The organism is Sporosarcina sp. GW1-11 (genome assembly GCF_033088395.1).
GTDB lineage: Bacteria > Bacillota > Bacilli > Bacillales_A > Planococcaceae > Sporosarcina.
The window spans coordinates 69,770-94,332 of sequence record NZ_JAPMIW010000011.1 but is presented as its reverse complement, the minus strand read 5'-3'; the positions used below and the strand labels follow the sequence as shown (position 1 = coordinate 94,332).

Annotated in this window: 23 protein-coding genes, 1 other RNA gene and 3 riboswitches; of the genes, 6 read left to right on the top strand and 18 right to left on the bottom strand. The window is 41.0% G+C overall.

Features of this window, described 5'->3' with window-relative positions:
• Positions 1 to 344: 344 nt before the first annotated feature.
• The 15 genes from ORD22_RS08925 to ORD22_RS08855 all read right to left on the bottom strand — a co-directional run bounded on the left by ORD22_RS08925 (position 345) and on the right by ORD22_RS08855 (position 17,076).
• Entirely contained in the window at positions 345 to 1,679 is a 1,335-nt protein-coding gene (locus tag ORD22_RS08925; protein ID WP_317645609.1) for an NCS2 family permease, read from the bottom strand.
• A gap of 79 nt (positions 1,680 to 1,758) precedes the next feature.
• A riboswitch (purine riboswitch) is annotated at positions 1,759 to 1,860 on the bottom strand.
• Positions 1,860 to 3,377, bottom strand: coding sequence for a glutamine-hydrolyzing GMP synthase (gene guaA, locus ORD22_RS08920; RefSeq protein WP_317645613.1), 1,518 nt, complete (start codon positions 3,375 to 3,377; stop codon positions 1,860 to 1,862). Its footprint overlaps the riboswitch before it by 1 nt.
• 229 nt (positions 3,378 to 3,606) lie before the next feature.
• The gene (locus tag ORD22_RS08915) at positions 3,607 to 5,772 is read right to left on the bottom strand and encodes a transglutaminase TgpA family protein (protein WP_317645608.1); all 2,166 of its coding nucleotides are present in this window, start codon (positions 5,770 to 5,772) and stop codon (positions 3,607 to 3,609) included.
• Positions 5,769 to 6,938, bottom strand: a complete 1,170-nt coding sequence (locus ORD22_RS08910; protein WP_317645607.1) for a DUF58 domain-containing protein — start codon at positions 6,936 to 6,938, stop codon at positions 5,769 to 5,771. The genes ORD22_RS08915 and ORD22_RS08910 overlap by 4 nt, the downstream gene beginning before the upstream one ends.
• Positions 6,935 to 7,882 carry an AAA family ATPase gene (locus ORD22_RS08905; protein WP_317645606.1) on the bottom strand — a complete coding sequence of 316 codons (948 nt, stop codon included), beginning with the start codon at positions 7,880 to 7,882 and terminating at the stop codon, positions 6,935 to 6,937. Before ORD22_RS08905 ends, ORD22_RS08910 begins: the two co-directional genes overlap by 4 nt.
• Positions 7,883 to 8,003: 121 nt before the next feature.
• A complete protein-coding gene (gene nadE, locus ORD22_RS08900) occupies positions 8,004 to 8,828 on the bottom strand; it encodes an ammonia-dependent NAD(+) synthetase (RefSeq protein ID WP_317645605.1) in 825 nt (274 codons plus the stop codon).
• A gap of 15 nt (positions 8,829 to 8,843) precedes the next feature.
• Positions 8,844 to 10,310, bottom strand: a complete 1,467-nt coding sequence (locus tag ORD22_RS08895; RefSeq protein WP_317645603.1) for a nicotinate phosphoribosyltransferase — start codon at positions 10,308 to 10,310, stop codon at positions 8,844 to 8,846.
• Between the two features lie 182 nt (positions 10,311 to 10,492).
• Positions 10,493 to 11,209, bottom strand: coding sequence for a LutC/YkgG family protein (locus ORD22_RS08890; RefSeq protein WP_317645601.1), 717 nt, complete (start codon positions 11,207 to 11,209; stop codon positions 10,493 to 10,495).
• Between the two features lie 2 nt (positions 11,210 to 11,211).
• Positions 11,212 to 12,633: a LutB/LldF family L-lactate oxidation iron-sulfur protein gene (locus ORD22_RS08885; protein ID WP_317645598.1), complete on the bottom strand. Its 1,422-nt coding sequence runs from the start codon at positions 12,631 to 12,633 to the stop codon at positions 11,212 to 11,214.
• A gap of 17 nt (positions 12,634 to 12,650) precedes the next feature.
• Positions 12,651 to 13,370, bottom strand: coding sequence for a (Fe-S)-binding protein (locus tag ORD22_RS08880; RefSeq protein ID WP_317645596.1), 720 nt, complete (start codon positions 13,368 to 13,370; stop codon positions 12,651 to 12,653).
• A 275-nt stretch (positions 13,371 to 13,645) separates the two neighbouring features.
• On the bottom strand, positions 13,646 to 13,816 hold the full coding sequence (locus tag ORD22_RS08875; protein ID WP_317645595.1) for a hypothetical protein: 171 nt from the start codon (positions 13,814 to 13,816) through the stop codon (positions 13,646 to 13,648).
• Between the two features lie 16 nt (positions 13,817 to 13,832).
• Entirely contained in the window at positions 13,833 to 15,605 is a 1,773-nt protein-coding gene (thiC, locus tag ORD22_RS08870) for a phosphomethylpyrimidine synthase ThiC (RefSeq protein ID WP_317645594.1), read from the bottom strand.
• A gap of 122 nt (positions 15,606 to 15,727) precedes the next feature.
• Positions 15,728 to 15,849, bottom strand: a riboswitch (TPP riboswitch).
• Between the two features lie 45 nt (positions 15,850 to 15,894).
• A complete protein-coding gene (locus tag ORD22_RS08865) occupies positions 15,895 to 16,404 on the bottom strand; it encodes a methylated-DNA--[protein]-cysteine S-methyltransferase (RefSeq protein ID WP_317645592.1) in 510 nt (169 codons plus the stop codon).
• A gap of 22 nt (positions 16,405 to 16,426) precedes the next feature.
• A complete protein-coding gene (locus ORD22_RS08860; protein ID WP_317645590.1) occupies positions 16,427 to 16,741 on the bottom strand; it encodes a DMT family transporter in 315 nt (104 codons plus the stop codon).
• 2 nt (positions 16,742 to 16,743) lie between these two features.
• Positions 16,744 to 17,076: a DMT family transporter gene (locus ORD22_RS08855; protein WP_317645588.1), complete on the bottom strand. Its 333-nt coding sequence runs from the start codon at positions 17,074 to 17,076 to the stop codon at positions 16,744 to 16,746.
• Between the two features lie 155 nt (positions 17,077 to 17,231).
• Positions 17,232 to 17,336, top strand: a riboswitch (SAM riboswitch).
• 82 nt (positions 17,337 to 17,418) lie between these two features.
• Here ORD22_RS08855 and ORD22_RS08850 point away from each other — a divergent pair.
• Complete coding sequence (locus tag ORD22_RS08850) at positions 17,419 to 18,549, top strand: methionine biosynthesis PLP-dependent protein (RefSeq protein ID WP_317645586.1); 1,131 nt, start codon at positions 17,419 to 17,421, stop codon at positions 18,547 to 18,549.
• A 181-nt stretch (positions 18,550 to 18,730) separates the two neighbouring features.
• A complete protein-coding gene (locus tag ORD22_RS08845; RefSeq protein WP_317645585.1) occupies positions 18,731 to 19,492 on the top strand; it encodes a glucose 1-dehydrogenase in 762 nt (253 codons plus the stop codon).
• Positions 19,493 to 19,558: 66 nt separating this feature from the next.
• Here ORD22_RS08845 and ORD22_RS08840 read toward each other — a convergent pair whose 3' ends face one another.
• The 3 genes from ORD22_RS08840 to ORD22_RS08830 all read right to left on the bottom strand — a co-directional run bounded on the left by ORD22_RS08840 (position 19,559) and on the right by ORD22_RS08830 (position 22,523).
• Positions 19,559 to 19,741, bottom strand: coding sequence for a hypothetical protein (locus ORD22_RS08840; RefSeq protein WP_317645584.1), 183 nt, complete (start codon positions 19,739 to 19,741; stop codon positions 19,559 to 19,561).
• 377 nt (positions 19,742 to 20,118) lie between these two features.
• Positions 20,119 to 22,173, bottom strand: coding sequence for a FapA family protein (locus tag ORD22_RS08835; RefSeq protein WP_317645583.1), 2,055 nt, complete (start codon positions 22,171 to 22,173; stop codon positions 20,119 to 20,121).
• Between the two features lie 113 nt (positions 22,174 to 22,286).
• Entirely contained in the window at positions 22,287 to 22,523 is a 237-nt protein-coding gene (locus tag ORD22_RS08830; RefSeq protein WP_317645582.1) for a hypothetical protein, read from the bottom strand.
• A 115-nt stretch (positions 22,524 to 22,638) separates the two neighbouring features.
• Here ORD22_RS08830 and ssrS point away from each other — a divergent pair.
• From ssrS to ORD22_RS08810, 4 genes are all read left to right on the top strand, one after another.
• A non-coding RNA gene (ssrS, locus tag ORD22_RS08825) (6S RNA) lies at positions 22,639 to 22,834 on the top strand.
• A gap of 289 nt (positions 22,835 to 23,123) precedes the next feature.
• Positions 23,124 to 23,609, top strand: coding sequence for an antibiotic biosynthesis monooxygenase family protein (locus tag ORD22_RS08820; RefSeq protein ID WP_317645581.1), 486 nt, complete (start codon positions 23,124 to 23,126; stop codon positions 23,607 to 23,609).
• 67 nt (positions 23,610 to 23,676) lie between these two features.
• Positions 23,677 to 24,174 carry a DUF3231 family protein gene (locus ORD22_RS08815; protein ID WP_317645580.1) on the top strand — a complete coding sequence of 166 codons (498 nt, stop codon included), beginning with the start codon at positions 23,677 to 23,679 and terminating at the stop codon, positions 24,172 to 24,174.
• Between the two features lie 123 nt (positions 24,175 to 24,297).
• Positions 24,298 to 24,468, top strand: a complete 171-nt coding sequence (locus ORD22_RS08810; RefSeq protein WP_317645579.1) for a hypothetical protein — start codon at positions 24,298 to 24,300, stop codon at positions 24,466 to 24,468.
• The last annotated feature ends 95 nt before the right edge of the window (positions 24,469 to 24,563 follow it).

Genomic DNA, 24,563 nt, shown 5'->3' with positions numbered 1-24,563 from the left:
CGCTTCCTAGCACTCCACAATGTCTCGCCAGTCAGTAGAATGAAAATTCGATTAGCTCGAGTTTCATTTGCTGGCATCAATTAAGATACTCATTTTGTTTATGTCACCGACAGAGCCGATGCACAAACGTTTATTTCGTTAACGTTTTACTGTTCAGTTTTCAAGGTTCATTGCAGTGCTTGTCTCGACTGCTTATTAAATATACCAAAGGGACTTAATAATGTCAACAACTTTAAACATCTTTTTTCAAATAAAGACTATATTTCTCTCCCCCCTCTTTCTTCAAACGAATACAAACAAAGAGAAAACCGCTCCTCCGTTGGCCGGAGAGCGGTTTTATATGTCTATTTTAAATAAATGAAATACAATATGAAAATCACAAACAACGCGTACATTATTGGATGAATCTCTTTTCTTCTACCGCTAACCAACATTGTGATTGGATAAAAGATAAAACCAATTGCGATTCCGGTAGCGATACTATACGTCAACGGCATAGCAATAATCGTAAAGAATGCAGGAACAGCGATTTCAAAACGGTTCCATTCTATATTGCCTAACGTAGAAACCATCAATACCCCTACAATAATAAGGGCCGGTGCCGTCACTGCTGGTGTAATGACTAACAGCAGCGGAGAGAAAAATAACGCCAATAAGAATAATACTGCCGTTACTATAGAAGCAAATCCCGTTTTCGCTCCTGCAGCAACGCCGGCTGTAGACTCAATATATGACGTCGTCGTCGATGTTCCCATTGCAGCTCCTGTTACGGTTGCCAATGAATCAGCAAGTAATGCTTTACCTGCACGTGGCAGACGATCCTCTTTCATAAGTCCCGCCTGTGTTGCAACTGCTACTAGTGTTCCTGCCGTATCGAAGAAATCTACAAACAGGAATGTAATAACGATCACAAGAAATTGAGTTGTCATTAATGAAGCGGGATCGTTAAAGATCGCATCAAATGCCGCACCAAATGTCGGAGCAACGGACGGGATTTTATCTACTACTTTATGTGGCACTTCTATTAAACTGACCGCCATACCTAAAATGGCAGTCATAATCATCCCATAGAAAATAGCACCCTTGATTTTACGAACCATCATAATGACCGTCACAACTAAGCCGAAAATCGTTAGTAATGTAGGGCCCGCAGTTAAATCACCTAGTCCTACTAATGTATTCTCGTCTCCTACAATAATCTTCGCGTTCTGTAATCCAAGGAAGGTAATGAATAATCCTATCCCCGCTCCAACTGCGAATTTCAATTGGGCCGGTATCGCATTAATAATCTTTTCACGCAACCCAGTTAATGAAAGAACGATAAAAATCAATCCAGAAAATAGAACACCTGTTAAACCAGTTTGCCAAGGTATTCCGTATGTTAACACTACAGTAAAGGCGAAAAACGCATTCAGCCCCATACCAGGTGCTAAACCAATTGGATATTTCGCTATTAACCCCATAAATAACGTTCCGACTGCTGCTGAAAGTGCTGTAGCAACGAAAACGGCTCCTTTATCCATTCTCATGGAATCAGGCAAATCTGGTACTACATCCAAAGACAACATAATTGGATTGACTGCTAAAATATAAGCCATTGCCAAAAATGTAGTAATTCCACCGATAATCTCGCGACGGTAATTGGTACCCAGCTTATCAAACTCGAAATACTTTTTCATTATGACCTTCCTTACTCTCATTATGTAAAAAGAGGCATACGAATGATATTCGCATGCCTCTAGTCAATCCAATAGAAGATTCTCTTCTATTTCGGATCGTAGTCGAAACATTTACGGTGCTTCGGTAGAGACTTCCAGGCCATATTCCTAGCGTTATACGATCATATTCAATTAATTATTTTATTCCCACTCGATTGTGCCAGGTGGTTTAGCTGTAATATCATATACGACACGGTTGACTTGATCAACTTCAGTAGTAATACGCGTACTAATCTTCTCAAGTACATCCCAAGGAATACGTGCCCAGTCAGCTGTCATACCATCTACAGAATGAACTGCTCTAATTCCAATTGCGTAATCATACGAACGCTGTTCATTACGAACACCGACGCTGCGAATGTTCGGTAAAACTGCGAAGTATTGCCAAATCGAACGGTCTAGCCCTGCTTTTGCGATTTCATCACGCAAAATCCAGTCAGCATCGCGAACGATTTCCAACTTATCTTCTGTAATTTCACCAAGCACACGAACACCTAGACCAGGACCAGGGAATGGCTGGCGGTTAACGATTTCTTCAGGCAAACCAAGTTCTGCACCTACCGCACGAACTTCGTCTTTAAATAACGCGCGAAGAGGCTCGATTAGCTCGAAATCCATATCTTCTGGCAAACCACCGACATTATGGTGTGATTTAATAGTAGCAGATGTAGCTGTACCACTTTCAATGATGTCTGCATAAATTGTACCTTGTGCTAAAAATTGGATGCCGTCTAACTTAGCAGATTCTTCATCGAATACATAGATGAATTCATTACCAATGATTTTACGTTTTTGTTCTGGATCTGTAACGCCTGCTAGCTTCTTCAAGAAACGTTCGCGCGCATCAACTTTGATGAAATTCATGCTGAACTGTTCGCTGAATGTCTTAACGACACTTTCCACTTCACCTTTACGAAGCAAGCCGTGATCAACAAAAATACATGTTAACTGATTGCCAATTGCACGGTCGATTAAAGCCGCTACTACCGAAGAATCTACTCCGCCACTCAATGCACAAAGAACTTTACGATCTCCGACAGTTGAACGAATTTTTTCTACTTCGATATCTATGAAACGATCCATCGTCCAATCGCCTTTTGCTTTGCAAATATCGAAAACGAAATTGCGTAAGAATTCCTTACCATGCTCTGAATGATGCACTTCCGGATGAAATTGAATCGCATAGATTTGTTGTTCATCATTTGAAATTGCTGCAATATTGCCAGCAGAGTCTTTTGCAGTCGCTGTAAACCCTTCTGGTAATTGCGTTACATTCACACTGTGAGCAACGTAGACATTTTGCTTCTCTGTTTGACCTGCAAACAATGGTGATGTTGTATCCACTGTAATCTCTTCTGTATGACCATCGCAATCTGTCGTCTTTTCAATCGCACCACCTAAATGATTCACGATTAACTGCGTTCCATAACTAATACCTAGAACTGGAATGCCTAACGTGAATATTTCCGGATCGATCTCATATGCAGTAACATCTCCCAAAGATGCCGTCCCACCAGAAAGTACGATACCTACTGGATTCATTGCTTTTAATTCTTCAACAGTCGTAGTATGCGCATGTAATTCACTGTATACACCAAATTCACGGATTGTTCGCGTGAAGAGCTGATTATACGTACTACCGTAATCGAGTACCACCATTTTTTCTTGTTCGACTAACAAAGGAGCATTTGACAACTGGTCCACCTCTTCCAATTTAATAGTGCTGATTCATGCCTCAACTACAAAAGACGCGTTAGAAAGTCAACTTTCCACGCGCCCCCTTCCACCACAGTATACAATAATGGTTGACGTTCGTTTAGTGCAAGATATGTCGAGGCCATATCAAGCATTGATTCGCTATTTATTTTACGCATACTTCGTAAAAAAATCAACAAATAGTACTAATAATTAAATCTTCCCAAACTTCATTTAACTTCTGCCATTCCTGTGATTGATCGTCTTTTCCGTAAACACCCTTTTCATAAGCTTGCGTCAACATACGCATACGGTCGCCCCCATACTTTTCATCCACTACTTTTGCATAATGCGACAGCGTCATTCCCGCTTCTTTCTTTATCCCCGCACGATTCAGTTGCTGTAAAAGTTGGCTATACTGTTGCTCAAACTTCTGCCAACCATCCGAACGTTTACGAAGTTGGCGTACATTCCATTTTGGAAGCCATTTTCCCCTCTGTCGATAGGCCAATAAAATCCCACCAGCAAGCAAGAAAGTCAATGTGACATATAACCACCATTGCCCAAAGAACCAAAGGACTTTTTCTTTTAGCAACTTAACTAATTGGGCCGTTTTGTTTTTCTTCTGAATCGGTTCAACTTTATCTACTTTTGGCGGATCAGGCTGCTTTACAATTTGCTCTTTTTCGACCGGTTCTGCAATATCCCACTTGATATCTGTCGGATGCGTAAAACCAATCGTCGGCTCAAACGGCATCCAACCTATTTCCGGTATGTACGCTTCTACCCAAGAGTGCGCTTCGTCATTCGTTACACGATAGACACTTTTCCCTGACGCTTTGTATGACAGTTCACCTGGGGCAAAACCTTTCACCCAACGCGAAGGAATTCCAGCCGAACGAAGCATTACCGCCATAGACGTGGAAAAATTATCACAATAGCCCTTTTTCGTATCGAATAAAAACTGATCTACATAATCTTGAGTTTCATCCGGTATCGCTACATTCTGTGTTTCATATGTAAATCCACTTTTCTTAAAGTATTGCTCCAGCGCTTTGATTTTATCATAGACAGTCGTTTCAGTTTCCGTAATGGATAAAGCCAACTCTTTCACACGCTCTGGTAGGTTCTCAGGTAGTTGCGTATAGCTAGTTAAATCTTCTGGGACCGTTTCGAAAGCAAGCATCTCCGTTTTCTGCAATTCAGACATCGTATATTGGGGTGTGGTGTATTCCACTTCATATTGTTTCAATTCTTCTTGAACGCCCATCAATAAATATAATCGATTCGCTGCGATCTCATGCATAATCGAAAGTGGTTCAGGGTATAGAACTTTCTTCGTGCCATAGGGTATCACTAGAAACGGCAACTTTTCAGTAAACTGAAGTCTTGCGTAAGATGGTTTGACATCGTCAGAACCCCACAAGTTTTCATTCGTACGCAAAATCTCTGTTTCTTCTTTTTGCTTCTGGATCCACCCTTTCGAAGTATACGTATCCTTCGTCTCAATTCGCCAATATTGACGTTTCTCTACAGCCGCCTCGAACACTAGCTGGTGGTCTTGGACAAAGGCGCCTCCAAGCTGGGAGTCATCAGGATCATATCCCGCTTTCGAAACACCCTCTCCTTGTTCATTTCCATCTGCTCCTGCCAATGATAGTAAAAATGGCACTGGATCAGGCCAAGCCGGCGGATGAACAGGCGCATTTTTAGCGAGTAAACCGACAATCGATACGAAAAGGAGCAACGGAAGTGATAAAAGGAGTAAACGTTTCGGACGAATTGACGTCTGCTCTTCACCCGTCAAATGGATAAGCGTTACATAGCCGACGACGAGCAGACCGACAATCATAATTCGAACAATGGAAGCGGAAGCATCGTACGGACTAAACGTATCAAGTAACGCAACGAATAAGACCGTAAGTGCAAAGAACATCATCATACTATTACGTACTTCAATCCAATACCGGATTAAATAGGCAATCATCCAAATTAATACAAATAGCAGAAGCGTGCGAAAAGAATTCGATAACTCTCCTAGCTCCCCCTGAACTAAGAGCAGTACATTTTGCTTCACATCCGCTAAAATAACAGCAATCGTATCTATAGATAATAAAAGTTGATCAAAGTAGATATAATGAATAGCCCATAAAATATAAACTACTTGTAAAATTGCACTGATCCACCAATTCACATCAACTAATGCCAAGATAAAAAATAGCAGTATATAAATCAAAAACAACGATGCATTTCCGAAATCCGTCAGTTCCATAATGGGAATAAACCATTCCCAAAGCAAGATCACACTTAATCCGTACAAGAATACTAAGGCCTTCCAATTCAAACGGCTCTTCTTCAAGATCTCACCGCCTCTTTCATTGCCAACGAAATATTCGATTGACTAATCAGCCGGACGCTAATACCTAGTTTCCGAACTTGCATAACCGTTAACTCCAATTTTTCTGTAAGCGTATCTTCATCGACTGCCACAAAACAAATAATCGCGGACGGTCTACGATAGCTTTCTAGCACTTGCTCTATGAATTCCATTCGAAGATTTCCGGTAATCACTAACAACAGATCTTCCTTATCGGTATACTTCATAGGCAAAGATAGGACAGAAGTTTCTATAGGCTGTATTTTTGCCAGATGAACTAACGCTTGGTTCATTTGATCAGTTGAGCGAATATCAAGACGTCGTTGACCAGAAAGCAATAACGTCAGACTTGCTTGATGCTGGCGAGCAGTCACAAGAAGAGATGCCGCAAATTCTACGACCGTCTCAAATGTTCTTGCCGGCGAACAATCGAGTAAGACCATATATTGTTCGGATTGTTGATCATCAAATTCTTTAGTCATTAATTTATTCGTACGCGCAAAAGATTTCCAGTGAATCCAAGATAATCGGTCACCCGTTGCATACTCTCTAACACTTGAAGGCAACGTCGCATCCCTCGCTAGCATATAGGCCGACATTTTCTGCCCTTCATTCATTCCAAATGAAGACGATTCATAGACGAGCTCGGTCAACTTCGGATAGACGAGAAATGTATCCTCTACAGCAAATACCTTGCGTTTTTGAATCCAATTAAAAAAATCTACTACTTCAATTTCTATGCTCGGCAATATATATTCCCCACGTTGAACGTTCGTTAATGTATAGGTAAATGAATACTCTCTGCGAAATCCTAGTAACACCATTTGTTGTACTGTGCGTTCTTTACTCGCGAAGCGTCTGCAATCTGTAATGACCGTGTAAAGTAGTGGGAATGGCCATTTCCTTTTCACAACCAAGCGAACAGTCACTCGTCCACCACTCGTTAATTGACTGGATTCTATTTGACGTTTTACGGTGAAGTCGCGTAATGGATACAAATAAAACAGCATCGAATATGTAATAAAAGGGAAGATCATATAGAAAATAAACCAACTAACAAATCCGCCTTGGAATTTTGCAAAGACATACGCCATGATTCCAATGCCAATGACACCTACGATACGTCCGATTGATTCTATTCGCTTCATATAGTAGAAGACCTACGTACTGGCACTTCTAGGCGACTTAAAATTTGACGGACAATTTCTTCAGCTTGTACTCCTTCATATTTGGCTTGTGGACGCAAAATCAGTCGATGTGAAAACGCGTATGGCGCTAAATACTGCACATCATCCGGTAAAACAAATGAGCGCTCTTGGATAAACGCATAGGCTTGGCAAGCTTTCATAAGCGCTAATGTACCACGAGGACTGACCCCTAATGAGACTGACTCATGTTGACGCGTCGCCTCAGCGCAATCCACTATATACGAAATAATCGTATCGTCTACGACCACTTTTTGGACTTGTTGCTGCAACTCCAATAATTCATCTATCGTTAGGACTGATTGAATTTGTTCAATTGGTACTTGTCGTTCGGCACGCTTTAAAATATCCATCTCTTGTTGTTTCGTCGGATAACCCATTTTTAATTTAAAAATAAAACGATCTAACTGCGCTTCAGGCAATGGATAAGTCCCTTCATATTCAATAGGGTTTTGCGTAGCCATAACAAAAAATGGTTTCGGTAACTGAATTGTCGTACCATCCACTGTAATTGACGATTCTTCCATACCTTCTAATAAAGCGGATTGTGTTTTCGGTGACGTACGATTGATCTCATCTGCTAAAATGATATTACCAATTAGAGGACCCGGTCGAAATTCAAATTGCATCGTTTGTGGGTTGTAAACAGAGACGCCCGACACATCCGAAGGCAATAAATCTGGCGTGAATTGTATACGCTTAAATTGTGCACCTATCGTTGTTGCGAGCGCTCTAACTAGCATCGTCTTACCAACGCCTGGTACATCTTCCAGCAAGACGTGACCGCCAGCGAGTAATGCCGTTATACTTAACTCCGCAATTTCCCTTTTTCCGACAATCACTTTCTCTATATTCGTCAATACCTTGTCAATCCATTGTGAATGCATGGCGTTCCCCCCCTACTCTATTTATTTTCTCCGTTCATCTATATGTGATTATCATACCCGAAACCAATTCTTCCGACAAACGGAAAAACTGCCGATCTTTTGTATAAAAGACCGGCAGCCATTATTTCCAAAAGTCGTCAAATACCGTGATCGGCAAATGTCGTTTATGTGCTGAACGCAAATAATGTCCTTCTATTTGCTTTCTTGCTTCATCAGAAACTTGCTTACCTTCTAGATAATCATCGATTTCATCATACGTTACGCCTAAAGCAATTTCGTCTGGTATCGCAGGTTTATTACCTTCTAAATCAGCTGTAGGGATTTTTTCGTACAGATGCGGCGGGCACTCTAGCGCCTTCAGTAGTTGTTTTCCTTGGCGCTTATTTAGCCGATAAATCGGCATAAGATCTGCTGCACCATCCCCGAATTTCGTATAGAAACCTGTAATAGCTTCTGCAGCATGATCAGTTCCAAGAACAACCGCGTGATGAACAGCTGCTACCGAAAACTGGACTTTCATACGCTCACGAGCTTTTTCATTACCTTTATCAAAATCGGTAATATATACGCCCGCATGTTTTAGCGCCCGTTCACTCGCATCGACTGCATCCTTGATATCTACTGTGTATACTACCGAAGGACGGATAAAACGCAGTGCATCCTGACAATCATCTTCATCGAATTGCACACCATACGGTAAGCGAATAGCATAGAAACGATAGGTTTCCTTCCCTGCTTCTTCATTCAATTCATCAATTGCTAGCTGCGCCAACTTACCGACTAATGTAGAATCCTGTCCACCCGAAATGCCTAGTGTCATTCCTTGTAAAAATGTGTTCTTTTTCATATAAGCTTTTAAAAAGTCGATGGAAGTTCGGATCTCTTGCTGCGGATCGATTGCCGGCTTCGCACGTAACGTTTGGATAATTTCTTGCTGCAATGTCAACGCTCCCACTCCTTTTCATTTTGTATATTGGTCTACCATTTCATGAACTTCTTCTATATTACGTCTTTTATTGTCCCAACATTTCTGACTTAAATCGACAGGATATTCTTCAGGATTCATGGAACGTTTATATTCCTCCCACAATAAATCTAAATTGCTGTGTGCATAATCGCGAATAGCATAGACCGATGGATTTTCATAAATAACTTCTCCATTACAAATCACTTGTTCATGCAAATTAACCGCTTTGAAATTCGTTACAAACTTTGAGATAAATGTATGCACAGGATGGAACATTTTTATGCGTTCTTCTGATGCTGGATCTTCATCGTGCATCGTAATATAGTCACCTTCAGCTTTACCGTTTTCCAAGTCAATTATTCGATACAGTTTTTTGCGTCCAGGTGTCGTCACTTTTTCTACATTGGCGGAGATTTTAATCGTATCTTCCATTTCACCATCACTGTTTTCAATCGAGACAATTTTGTAGACCGCCCCAAGTGCTGGTTGATCGTAAGCCGTTATTAACTTTGTTCCAATCCCCCAAATATCTACTTGCGCCCCTTGTGCTTTCAAGTTCAAAATCGTGTATTCATCCAAGTCATTGGACACGACGATTTTCGCATCCGGGAAACCTGCTTCATCGAGCATACGGCGCGTTTCTTTTGATAAGAATGCAATATCTCCACTATCAAGTCGAACACCGATAAAGTTAATTTTATCGCCAAGTTCCTTCGCTACTTTGATCGCAGTCGGCACACCGATTTTCAACGTGTTATACGTATCCACTAAAAATACGCAATCTTTATGGCGCTGTGCATATACTTTGAATGCTGTATATTCATCTTTATACGCTTGTACGAATGAATGCGCATGCGTGCCTGAGACCATTAAACCAAATCGTTTACCCGCCCGCACATTACTCGTCGATTCTACTCCACCGATTACAGCCGCGCGTGCACCCCATATCGCTGCATCCATTTCATGTGCACGACGACTACCGAATTCCATGACGATATCATCTTTCACTACCTGTTTAATACGGCTCGCTTTCGTGCTGATCAATGTCTGGTAATTCACGATATTAAGTAAAGCTGTTTCAATTAATTGCGCTTCAATAAGATTCGCTTCAATTCGAATAATCGGTTCATTAGCAAATACTAATTCCCCTTCCTTCATTGAATAGACGTCTCCTGTAAAACGGACGTCTTTCAAATAATCCAGGAAGTCGTCAGCGAATCCAAGTTCTTCTCGCAAATAAGTCAAGTCGCTTTCAGTGAATGAAAATTCCTGTAAGTATTTTAATACATGCTCTAGGCCTGCAAAAACTGCATAGCCATTGCCGAATGGGATTTTTCTAAAATACACTTCAAACACAGCTTTCCTTTCATGTATCCCATCTGCCCAGTAAGATTCCGCCATATTTATTTGGTAAAGGTCTGTGTGTAGTGCTAAGCTGTCGTCTCGATATAATGAGGTCATAGTCGTCTCCTTCTTCCGCTACAATAATGGTTTCATTATACACTATTTCCCCTTTCTCTCCGCAAAGTAACCATCTTCTGCGTCTGTTAAACAGGAAACTTTTATTATTAGCACCTCATAGATAGATAAAGGCGTGATGATAGAGAGTTTAATTTTACCTAGTCACTTTTACTTTCTTTATATCAGCAATCACCCACCACAATATAAGTTGCTTTAACTGGACCGTGCACACCGATGACTAAATTCATTTCGATGTCAGCGGAGTTGCTCGGACCTGTGATGAAGTTGATGCAGGAAGGCACTTGTTCGCCGTTGTCGAGTTTTTCACGGATTAAATCAGCTGCTTGTGTAATTCTTGGTACGAGGGTACTTTTAGGGATGATTGCAATATAATGTGTCGGTAGCAAACTGACAGAGCGTCCTTTGTCTGCGCTGCTGAATAATACGACAGTACCTGATTCCGCAAGTGTCAAATCACTGAATGTGATACCAACATTCGCTTGCTCAGCCCGTTCGATATTCTCATCACCAAGTGTCGCGTCCCAACTGTTCACTTCTATCTCTTCAGATGGCCACTTCATTTCAATTAAATTAGACAAGCCAAATTCTTCAAAGCGTGGATCTCTCCAAAGCGATAACGGCCCGCCACCATATAACTTGACTGTTTCGTTCAGCGCATTCGGCAAATTAGAAAGTGTTGTCTCAACTACATCCGTATGAATCTGTTGACATTGTTTACGAAGTACATCAAGTAATTCCTCTGCAGAAGCATCTTTAAGTACCGCGCGTTGTGGTTGATGCTTCCATACTGGTTTCTCAACTCGCACTTTCGGTTCTCTACCTAGTCGCGTTGCAATTTCTGCTAGAAAACGTTCACGGTTTTGAATTGTTCCTGCCATGTTTATTTACCCTCTTTCTGATCATAGAACCAATCGCGGAAGCGCGTGTTGCCCACTGCAGGAAACTCTCGCAAGTCCGTCCATTCTTTTAATGGACCGGGTCCTTTTGAAATTCGGTTATTTTTCGTCAATGGCTTCATTGCAGTAGATGCCACTTTCGCTCCCATCGAATATAGCGGATTAGATGAAGCACCGATTCCAAATGCTTTCATAGCAAGTTTTTCTGAAATAGGCGAACGCCCCTCCTCTTCCACGATGACTCGTCGATGCTGATGAAGTAATTCATGAAGTGGAATTTTCACTGGGCAAGCATCAGTACAAGCTCCACATAATGTGGAGGCAAAAGGTAATTCTTTGAAATCATCATAACCACCGAGTAAAGGAGATAGTACTGCACCAATCGGCCCTGAATAAATCGAGCCATACGAGTGACCACCGATATGACGATACACCGGACAAACATTGACGCATGCTGCACAACGAATACATTGCAACACGGATTGGAATTCAGTACCTAGAATTTCTGAGCGTCCATTATCGACAATGACTAAATGAAAATCTTCCGGTCCATCTGCATCTCCATCATCTCTCGGTCCCGTTAGTGCCGTAACATAACTTGTCAACTTCTGTCCGACCGCACTGCGTGTCAATAAACTGACTAACACTTCAAACTCCTCAAATGAAGGAACGATACGTTCCATGCCCATTACCGTAATCTGCGTTTTTGGCAGAGCAGATACTAGACGCGCATTTCCTTCATTCGTTACAAGAGTAATAGAACCTGTTTCCGCGATGGCGAAGTTGCAGCCAGTGATACCGATATCCGCTGTAAGAAATTCCTGTCTCAGTTTTTCACGTGCATGTAATGCCAATTCCTCAGGTTCCGATGTGTTCTTATAATCGAGTTTCTCGGCGAATACCGTACGGATTTGTTCTCGGTTTTTATGAAGTGCAGGAGCTACGATATGCGATGGTGGATCGTGATCATCTACTTGTAGAATGTACTCTCCTAAATCTGTCTCGATGACTTCACAACCTGCTTCTTCTAATACCGTATTCAGATTAATTTCCTCTGTCACCATCGATTTCGATTTAACAACTTTCTTACCTTCTTTTTTCACTATGACGTCACGAACGTAAGCGCTTGCATCTTCTGCCGTTTTAGCAAAGAATACGTGACCTCCACGCTGCGCTACGTTTTCACTCAGTTGGTATAAATAGTAGTCTAGGTTTTCTAGTACATGCTGACGAATTTCTTCACCATGTGAGCGCCACTCTTCCCAGCTTCCGAGTTCTTCAGCAGCATCCAGTCGACGACCGTGCAATCTCTCCTGTGCACTTGCCACCGCTTTACGCATAAAGTCATCGGAAATATTGTCCTTTGTACGCTCATTGAAGTTTTTCGCGCTAAATTTCATCGACATAAATGTTCACCCCATTTCTATTCGTAGCTATTCAGTACTTGCGCTATGTGCATGACGCGAATCGACTTGTCTGTTCGCTCCGCGCGACCGCCGATATTCATGAGACATCCGCAGTCAGCTCCGATTAAATAATCCGCTTCCGTTTCCATCGCACTGTTTACTTTCTCGTCTACCATCTGTTCCGAAATATCGCCCATTTTAACAGAAAATGTCCCACCGAATCCACAGCAATTATGACCGTTCGGTAATGGAATCATTTCTAAACCTTCGACTTGAGCGAGTAATTTCTTTGGTTGTTCTTTCGCACCCAGTAATCTTGTCATATGGCATGACGGATGATAGGTTGCTTTTCCCGTTAGTTTTGCACCTACATTCTCGATCTCTAACACGTCTACTAAAAACTGCGTGAACTCATACGTTTTATCCGCAAGTTTCTGCGCTCTGTCACTCCACTGTAAATCATCCTTGAATACTTCAGGATACAATTTGAACATCGTTGCGCAAGACCCTGAAGGTGTGACAACATATTCTGCATGTTCAAATGTCTTAATCATGTTTTTCATCGCAGACTTCGAACTTTCTACGTAGCCGCTATTATAAGCCGGCTGACCGCAACATACTTGCCCTTTAGGAAACGACAGTTCACACCCTTGTCGCTCTAACACTTCTACCATGTCTTTTCCCACATCCGCATAAAACATATCGACTAAGCATGTGATAAATAAACTAACTTTCATATTCACTCACCTCTTTAAAAGAATTCAAGCCACTTCTATTGTTCGTCCATAAGCAGGGAGTACAGTTTTCTCAGTAGTCAAATACATTTGTATAGGATTCACCGCTACTACTTCATTAATCTTTATCGGCTTAACTTGTTTGTATTCGCGGTCGTCGTCCACTCCTGTCTTGTGAAATCATTATAATCTATAATTGTCTGCCATGCGCATTCTATATATTTATTTGAAACAAAAAACTAGAAAGAGCAAAGTCTAGCTAGCTCTTTCTAGTTTACTTAGTAATGAATACTCTCAACGAACTTACATTTCTTACATTCTCGATGAGTTGTTGATTCTGTAAATCGGTGAATACAATTAGCTTGTAACTGCTTTAAACGCAATTCCAATTGACGCAAATTTTGACGTGTTAAAGCAATGTCATACACTAACGAATTCGCCGTTGTCATATGACTCACTCCTTATTCAGAGATAGATTTTCGCACCAGATTTCTTAAATTCATTTGCTTTCCTTTGCAAACCTTGTTCAATTTCTAGCTTTTCTTCCAAGCTATTTTCATCTGCATACTTTCTTATATCGTGTGAAATTCGCATACTACAGAATTTAGGTCCGCACATAGAACAAAAGTGAGCCACTTTCGCTCCTTCAGCTGGTAAGGTTTCGTCATGATATTCCATGGCACGCTCAGGATCCAAGCTCAAATTGAATTGATCTTGCCAACGGAATTCAAAGCGCGCTTTAGATAAAGCATCATCACGTTTTTGCGCATTCGGATGGCCTTTCGCTAAATCCGCTGCATGCGCTGCAATTTTATACGTAATGACACCTTCGCGAACATCTTCTTTATTCGGTAAGCCAAGGTGTTCTTTTGGCGTCACATAACAAAGCATCGCCGTACCAAACCAACCAATCATCGCTGCCCCAATTGCAGACGTAATATGATCATAGGCAGGAGCAATATCTGTCGTTAACGGTCCTAATGTATAGAATGGAGCTTCTTGACATATCTCTAGTTGCTTATCCATATTTTCTTTAATCAAATGCATCGGAACGTGGCCTGGCCCTTCAACCATCACTTGGACATCATGCTTCCAAGCAATTTTCGTCAGCTCGCCAAGCGTTTCAAGTTCTGCAAATTGAGCTTCGTCATTGGCATCTGCAATTGAACCCGGACGTAAACCATCTCCTAAAGAAAAAGCAATATCGTACTGTTTCATAATTTCACAGATTTCCTCAAAATGCATATAAAGGAAACTTTCTTTGTGATTTAACATGCACCATTGCGCCATAATTGAACCGCCGCGCGACACGATGCCCGTCATACGATTCACGGTCATAGGAATATAACGCAATAACACACCCGCATGAATCGTGAAATAACTAACACCTTGTTCTGCTTGCTCGATTAATGTATCTCGAAATACTTCCCAGGACAGATCTTCCACCCGACCATTTACTTTTTCAAGTGCTTGATAAAGCGGCACAGTTCCAACAGGTACAGGCGAGTTACGAATAATCCATTCACGTGTCGTATGAATATTTTTTCCTGTAGATAGATCCATAATACTATCTGCACCCCAACGTGTAGCCCATGTCATCTTCTCAACCTCTTCAGTAATTGATGAAGACACTGCTGAGTTGCCGATATTGGCATTAATCTTAACATGGAACTTGCTTCCGATAATCATCGGTTCCGCTTCTGGATGATTGATATTGCTAGGGATAATTGCCCGTCCTCTAGCGACTTCATCGCGAACTAGCTCTGGGTCTACCGCTTCACGAATTGCGATAAATTCCATCTCAGGTGTAATGATCCCTTGTCGGGCATAGTGCATTTGTGTTACATTACGTCCTTTTTTCGCACGTAATGGTTTGCGTTTTAACAATGGAAATTGCTGAGCATTGTTCATTTGTTCCGACGTACGAAAACCGTTATCTTGTGGCTTCACTTCACGTCCTTCGTATTCTTCCACATCATTCCGCTCAAGAATCCATGTTTTTTTAATCGCGGGAAGTCCCTTTTTTATATTTATTTCATATTCAGCATCTGTGTACTTTCCACTTGTATCATAGATTCGAACAGGTTCATTTGGAAATTCACCTCGTTCTGTCACAGTCGGTGATAAGGCGATTTCACGCATTGGGACAAGGATATCGGGACGGCTACCTTGCACATACACTTTTTTACTTGCCGGAAAACACGTATGAATCTGAATTTCTTCTGTTGCTTTTTTCATTTTGTCATCGTCTCCTTTTTGAGGGTAGACCATGACTACATACAAGTAGAGGGAATCGACGAAAAAAAGACCAGTTCCATCGTAATGGACCTGGTCTTCAAAAACGCACAAATAAGCACGTCGATTGTAAGATAAAACTTCCCCACGCTGGTACGAGCCAGATCAGGTCCAAAGAGTTCGGAATGCATGCGGTTCATTTCATTCCATCTCAGTCCAGTTTAGCTGGACACCCCTAGTTATGATTATTGAATTGTCGAACATTTCCAGTTTAGCATAGACTTCTACATTGTCAACCAATTATCTTTGAACTATTTTCCAATTGAAGCAACTGTTCCTTTATTTCTTTTCCATCCCGGTACCCCGACAAGCTTCCATCTTTTCCAACGACTCGATGACAGGGAATCACTAGGAGAAGCGGATTTTTCCCGATGGCCGAAGCGACCGCTCGAACAGCAGATCGTTTGCCTATTTTATTAGCAATGATTGAATAACTGACCGTGTCTCCATAAGGTATTTCTTGAAGCGCGTTCCATACTTCAAGTTGAAATGGCGTGCCCTGTTGATCCATCCGTATATCTTTAAAGTCTGTCTGTACACCGGATAAGTATTTAGCAATTTCATTTGCATAAGTTGCTAATTCACTAGCATTTTCCACTATTTCTACTTTAACGAATTTCTCGTAACACCAGTCGGTCAAATATTGTTCGCTACTGTCAGACAATCCTACGTAACACAGACCTTGTTCAGTAGCCGCCAGCGTTACTTGCCATTTTACAAATTGAAACTTGGTCCAATACACCAATTCCCTCAAACCCTTTCAGTCAGCCGAATAACTTTAAACCAACAGCCCCTACGATAATTAACGATAAAAAGAAGATGCGCTTGACGCTAGCGGATTCTTTAAAAATGATTATCCCCATTACTACCGCACCCGCTGCACCAAAGCCTGTCCAAATCGCATAAGCTGTACTCATTTGAATTTCACGCATAGCAAGGGAAAGAAAAACAAAGCCGAAACTAAAGATGCCCACAATGAGAAATAATCGTGTCATCGAGCGCTTTTGTAAATAATAATTGATACTCATGACACCAAAAATCTCTCCTAGACTGGCAATCGCCAAGTAGACCCAAGCCATGATTAATCGCCTCCTTGCTGATCTGCTTCATCCGTTGTCATCTTAATACCAACAACCCCTATTACAATCAACGCGATAAATGACAAAGTGATCCACGTAAAGTCCGCTTTGAAAACGAATATATCGACTACTAAAATCGCAGCAGCTCCTGATCCTGTAAATACAGCATAAACAGTTCCTGAAGGGAGCTTCTCACACGCTTTAATGATGAAGTAAAAACTAAAAATAATTGCTACGGTCGTACCAGTCCATTGTAAAAAAGTCTCCGAGTAACGTAATCCAACTACCCAAAAGATCTCTACAAGCGCTGCTAAAGCGACATAACCCCAAGCCAATGCGCTCGTCCCCTTTCAACTTTCAACCTACTTTTTAGTATAGCAAATTTTTTAGTTGAACGAAAAATGAACCTCCTATCTAGGAGAGAAGCTTGCATCTACTATGTCTGAATGATAGAATGATTTTGTCACTAGTATTTCTTATATTTCGAATATTCTTATCGAGAGAGACGGAGGGATAGGCCCAAAGATGTCTCAGCAACCAGCCGGATCGGCATGGTGCTAATTCCAAGGGTGAACACTCACCTTGAAGATGAGAATACGACAAACAAACTTGTATGTTCGAGGGCCTATTCGAAATGAAGAGGTCTTTTTTTATTTTTCTAAAGGGGATGAATGTTGATGACAAACAACGGATTAGAAACAAGATTAGTACAATTAGGAAATAATTCAGATAAGAGAACTGGTGCGATCAATACCCCTATTTACTTATCAACTGCTTATCATCATGATGGCCTTGGAAAATCTACTGGATACGATTACACACGCACAAAAAATCCGACACGCTCCGTTCTAGAAGAAGGAATCGCTAATCTAGAGTCCGGTGATCAAGGGTTTGCTTGTAGCTCTGGAATGGCAGCGATTCAGCTAATTCTATCTCTGTTCAAAACAGGCGATGAAATACTTGCGCCTGAAGATTTGTATGGTGGAACTTATCGTTTGTTCAATCAATATGAGCAAATGTATCAGATTACGACACGCTACTTATCATTTGAAGATGTCACGGAAGTGGAACAGGCAATTACAGAGCGCACAAAAGCGATATTCTTGGAAACACCTACGAATCCACTGATGTTGAATATCAATATTTCAATCTATGCTGAGCTCGCAAAAAAGCACAACTTACTGCTAGTTGTCGATAATACATTTTTAACGCCCTATTTCCAGCGTCCGATTGAAGAAGGTGCAGATATCGTCATCCACAGCGCAACAAAATATATCGGTGGACATAATGACGTACTTGCTGGTCTAGTTGTCGCAAAAGGAGAGGAACTTTGCGAGCGTTTGTTTACGAAGCATAACGCAATTGGCGCAACACTTTCACCACTTGATTCATGGCTCGTTGTCCGAGGACTAAAAACATTACACTTACGCATGAAACAACATGATGCCAATGCCAAAGCGATGGTTGCCTATTTGGAAGAAGAACCTTTAATCGTGGACGTGCTATATGCAGGAATCGGTGGTATGGTATCTTTCCGTGTACAAAATAGCGAATGGGTTGGTCCTTTCCTAGAAAATATGCAACTTATTTCATTCGCAGAGAGTCTTGGCGGAGTGGAAAGTTTCATCACGTACCCAACGACACAAACACATATGGATATTCCAATCGAAGAGCGGAATCGTCGCGGTGTCGATGATCGTCTACTACGTTTTTCAGTAGGCGTTGAAGATATTGAAGATTTAATCGCTGATGTTAAACAAGCACTTTATGCTGCAAAAGAAGCGGTGGAAGGCGTAAAAGTTCAATAATGTCGGATGAAAATAAAACAGCCCGAACAATCAGTTTCATACTGACTGTTTAGGCTGTTTTTTGACGTTCCATTAAAATTTCCGCTCAGCATACTAAAAAAACAATTTATTGTTCATAATACTTTAATGTTAAATTGTATACTATAATATGAAGGTATGAATTAAATTGGAGGCGATTTTGTTGAAACGATTAGAAAACAAAGTAGCAGTTGTAACGGGTGCTGGCTCTGGACTCGGACGTGAAATTGCAGAATTATATGCACGTGAAGGGGCAAAAGTTGTCATCGCGGATATGAATATGGAGGGTGCAGAAGAAACCGTCAAGACAATCAAAGCCGCTGGAGGAGAAGCACTTGCAGTAAAAACAAACGTAACTGCGGAAGATGACGTTCAAAACATGATCGATACAGCAGTTGGGCAATTTGGAACGCTCGATATTCTTGTCAATAATGCAGGTATTATAGACAATATGTATTCAGCAGCAACGATTACCGATGACGTATGGGACAAAGTATTAGCTATTAATACAACAGGTGTAATGCGTGCGACGCGTAAAGCTTTATCGATTTTCGAAGAGAAAAAGGCGGGTGTCATTGTTAATATGGCATCAATCTCCGCAGTAACTGGAGGACGTGGAGGGCTAGCCTACACAGCCTCTAAACACGCAGTTGCAGGCATGACAAAAAATGTTGCTTCTCACTATGGTCCATTAAACATTCGTTGTAATGCAATTGCTCCGGCGGCAGTACCAACAAATATCACGAATAATTTAACACAACCTGATGAGTTTGGCATGAAGCAAGCACTTAGAGGAGTCAACATGATGAGCCGCCCAGGTACAACAGAAGAAATCGCAAACATTGCGTTATTCTTAGCATCTGACGAATCATCCTATGTTAATGGTGTAATTATGGAAGCTGATAACGGTTGGTCCGCATACTAAAATTGAAGTTACATTGTAAACAAAAGGTCTGGAAATCTATAAGATTTCCAGACCTTTTTCAAGAGATTAATGAGCTTGTTCCCACTTTTTCTTTTTACTTGAGCAAACAACTGCTGCCGGAGCTGCAATGAATGCTAGTGCCGCAATGCCCGCTAACATACCTGTCATCTCTTGGCTTCCTATAGAAAATCCTGCTGCTGCACCGAATCCGATTCCTGCCATAATTGCCAACACTACTACTTTATACATTGTATACCCCGACCTTTCAAGTTATGATTCCGAATCTTTCGTTGCTTTTAGCATACTCTTATTGAGAACGTTTTTCAAGTGTAATTGAGAATATTTTTCATTGATTTATTAATGTACTTGTAGTTTATGCAATGTGGGGAGTTGTTATGTTTATTCACGTTAAAAAGGTCTAAGCAAAATGCTTGGACCTTTTCTTAAATGATTATTTTTCCAGTAATTTCAATGACTAACAGTTGACGGCTTGTGACGGGCTGGTTTTTACAGACGACTTCGCAGGATCTATTGATTTATCTAGTTTCACTTTTGTATGTTCTTTCATACCCGCAACTTATGTTCCAACTTTACTGGTCCACCAGTGTAAATTTCTTAACCAGCCGTCATCCAAGGTCTAACTCTCCTTCTGCATTCAAACGCGCAGTAATATTCGTACCATCCTTCGTAAATACGTGTTTTCGTATGCCTACATAAATCTCTGTACCGGCAAACGCCCTACCAATTTTGATACAACCTTCTGCACTCGTCCGAATTACGGTCTTCACCGGATTCTTTGAACCTGACTCCTGTAAAACAATTTCAAAAGGTGCTGAAATTTCTCCTCCACGACACACCCCATTAATTTTAATCGTCTGTTCAGCACTCAAGTTGCAATGATATACACCCTTAGAATAAACTTCAATATGACCATTACTGTAAAGCGTACTATTTATGGCATATGGAACAGATAATTTCGTCTGTAGTGAGCTCCCGCCATCGTACAATTGCGCAAGGATTTGAGCTTCTTCTACGACTCGGCCAAACTCCTCAAGATTCTGCATATCTTCATTGATTGGATTTATGAAGATGTCATACAGCGAATCTGCAACATTTGTCCATTCTTCATCTAGGGTTGCTTTTTGGGATCGAACTTTCTGGATAAATTGTTTATTCAAATCTTCCAATTGTGCATAGCGCTTCTCCATCAATAATTGAATTAAACGTTTTAATTCAGATGGATTCAAATCTGCTTCACCTTGTCCACGTATAATAAATATTTGATCGACAGCTTCTTTAATCTGCACAAGTAAATGAGTTACCTCTTTGATTAATCTAGCTAGTTCGTTAATCGCTGCCTCCTGTTTACCGACACTAATCGTAGAGGATAACACATTCCCTCGTACCATCACAGATTTCATCGCATGAATGGTTGCTTTCGTTATAGATCCTCCGACAAAAATACTACCCGTCGCCCCTACAAACATTGAGGGTAGGATATTTCCTCCAATCCGCACGTCTCCTTCAAATCGAATATTTCCGCTTTCTAAGCTGACTTCTCCCGGGTGGTTAAATTCACTATTCACTTCAATTTCAACTAATCGATCGCGCCACACGATCACTGGCTTTCCTGAAATCAATGCCACTAGATCCCGATCGACTTGCTCCACGTTTTTACCAAGACGCAATATAACATCCCGCACTGGTTTTACCGGAATTTTATGTCCTAGTAAACTTCGTCCGGCAGTTCCCTCAACAGGTAAAACATGCGTCGCGATAACTTGCCCTTCTTTGACATTCGTAATTGCATTCATTTCTCGAAAATCTACTTTTTCTTCACTGTTCGGATCAAACGCTTCATAGCGAACATGCACTTCCAAATCACCGTCTGTGCCTTCTACAGGAAGTGTTCCTTTCGCTACAATCAATTCATATGGCTTATCTACTTCCGTCGCTTTCTTAATTGCAGGAAATACAAGGCCTTGTTGCACACCCATCACTTTCAATTCATCGACAATCTGTTGCGGTTTAATATCATTCGTAACTTCAGTCACTTCGTCTACGCGAATAGCTAATCTTGGAGACCAAGCCGTATTTGCTAATGAACGCTTTATACGTTTCCCCGGTGTAAATGAAAGTAATGCAATCATATTTTTTTCGATTAATTGAATCGTGAACTTCGGTGCAACAACTTCATCACAAATCGTTAGAGTCACTTGATCTTCTGGCTGGATAGATATAGGTTGCGTGCACAGTTCTCCATTGACATACAGTAAAGCATTTTCATTTGGAATAATTGACGGTAATGAATTATCATTAAACTGGAATTGTATTTTTCCTTCTTGTATACGTGCAGCACTTACATCGCTCTGATTATTCATATCCGGTATTTCTTTCTTCGCTGGACGATTAACCGCTTGTGGTCCATTCAAATCTACGTCATCCAATAAACTAGCTAACTCTTCGATTTTAGAAAGTTCTCGTGCAATAGGCGGTTCTCCAACTTGATCTACACTAGTAACCTTTACCTCTGCTAGTGCTTTCCTCAAGCCCATTAAACGTCTACCGGGATTCGTTAGCACTTCTACTTGTACTTGCTCCAATGGCACTTCTAGCATAATTAAAGCTTGTTGAATTGCCTCTTCCACTGTATTCGCCTGAACCGTAACTACCTTTTTCAAAAAAAACACCCCCGTCTATGTACCTACTACTTTTATGGTATCACATTCAGAGTTTGAACACTCATCGACTTTTAGAACACTCAGCTTTTTTCCTCCACTTATGTACCATTCGGTTAAAAAAATATTCCTATAATGACGAGTCCAGCAATAATATAAAACCCAATAACCCCGATGACGTCAGCAGTTACAACAGGCTTCTTTTGGAACACTTCAATCAACTCGAGATCTTCTCGTAGTTGCTTAACTTCCTTACGTAATTCTTCCACTTCTTGATTTAACGCACTGATTTCCTGTAATTCCCTCGTAGTGACTATTTCCTTATTTTCAGTAGCCTTTTCATTAGTTTCCATAGAGCATATCGCCCCTTTGCGGTTTCTTCACTATACGTTCCACCTGCCGTTTAAGATTCAATTCACAACAAAAGTTTCCATTTGCAATTTTACGCGTCCGGGTGTACTATTAATTTACAAGCTGTATTGTTCGTATGTACATTAAGTTTTAACCTTTAAGCTGTAAAAGGGAGTTTATTACGAAATGGGAATGGCGTGCCGGATTCCTTTTTAGCAATCCGGACAAACAGGAACATTTCCGCAAACACCCACTTTGAGGAGTGGTGGTTTAAAACTTTCTATGACTAAACTACGGCAAAGACGGCTTACATAAACAGAGAAAACACCTTCCTTATAAAGGGAGGTGTTTTTATGTCTATTTATTAGTTATGCCACATCGCTACAGACTTCTGCGCCTTATCAACAGTGACTATGAGCATCCCTCAAGTTCAGATCTCAATTTTTATATTTACTAGCCTCCTGCATGTAATTAATTTAATATTTCACCCACTTATTTATGTCTTACACGTAATTGACGCATTCCTTATTCATTGAAAGCATTTTCATTTCTCGGTTATACTATTACCAATCACTAAAAATGAAGATGATGAGGTGTCTACTATGAAATTATTTAAATGGACAGGTCCACTAGAAGATGCAGGTAACTTACCGGAAGAAGCACGTGCGATTCTTTTGAATAACGATGAGGAAGTTTTAGTGTTACAAGAGGCTGAAACTACACACTTGGAAAATGCAGTCGAGTATGAAGTAATGGATCATAGCGGTGATCTACCTTCCGGACGTTTCGCTGTGTTGAATAATGTACCCGTATCTGAAGATGGCCGCGAGATTTTTGAACAACGTTTTAGTAATCGTGCGCGTTTGATTGAGGCTGAACCTGGTTTCGTGGCCATTCGTGTACTACGTCCTGTAGAGTCTGATACATACGTCATTTTGACGATGTGGGATGATGAGGAATCCTTTACAGCTTGGCAGTCCTCACAGGCGTATGGAAAAGCGCACGCCAAACGAGGCACAGATGACGGTGTTGATAAACGTCCAAATATTTTCCCAAGACCTTCATTTGTTACAACGTATAAAAAATAATCGTATAAAAGGTTTCTTTACGGCCATACTACTCCTGAAAGTTCATAATATGTAAGGAGTGGTTTCATTGGGTATTTTAGATGGAAATTCAAAAGATGAGCCGTTACACTATGGTGAAGTAACTGCAATTTGGGCATTTATTGGGGCCAATAACGGTTTAATCAGTGGCTACGAAGCCTTTGTCAATCAAGCAGGTGATTCCGATCTCAAACAATTAATAGAACAAGCTATTAAGACGATGAAATCTGAGAATGCTTCATTCGGTAAAGTTTTAAAAGCGAATGGTATCACGCCGCCACCTGCTTTACCAGAAAGACCGAAATGTAATCGAGAAGACATTCCTGCGGGCGTTCTCTTTATGGATCAAGAAATAAGCGGAGCCGTTTCTATTAATGTTGGTCAAGGACTCGTTTCATGTAGTCTGGCGATGGGTCAATGCTTGCGCGAAGATGTTGCGGCCTTATTTGCCAAAGCCCATATGGAAAAAGTAGCATTCGGTGCGAAACTACTGAGTTTGAACAAAGAAAAAGGATGGATTTTCCCTCCACCACTTCATTTGAATTAATACGAAAAGAAACTTCACTGGGCGCAGTGAAGTTTCTTTTTTGTTGTTATAGTTTGCTCAATTCTGCACAAGCTATCTGTGTAGACGGCTAGTCCTCTAACAATCGAAAAGGAAGTGCATACAATGAATAAACGAAAAGCAGATCGTCAGCGTCAAGAACAACCGAATCAAAATCAGCGTCAACGTCAGGAACAACCTGAAAACATGGAGTTCGGGGAAGAGTTCAACTTCGATCGGAAACGTGAACAACCGAACGGTATGGAAAATAAAGAACGTCGTAACCTTAGGAAGTAAAAACTGAATGTCTCAATAAGCTGTACCCTATAAGATGGACACTTTGAAAAAGTCCCTCTTATAGGGTATTTATATACACACCACCCTAATGGATT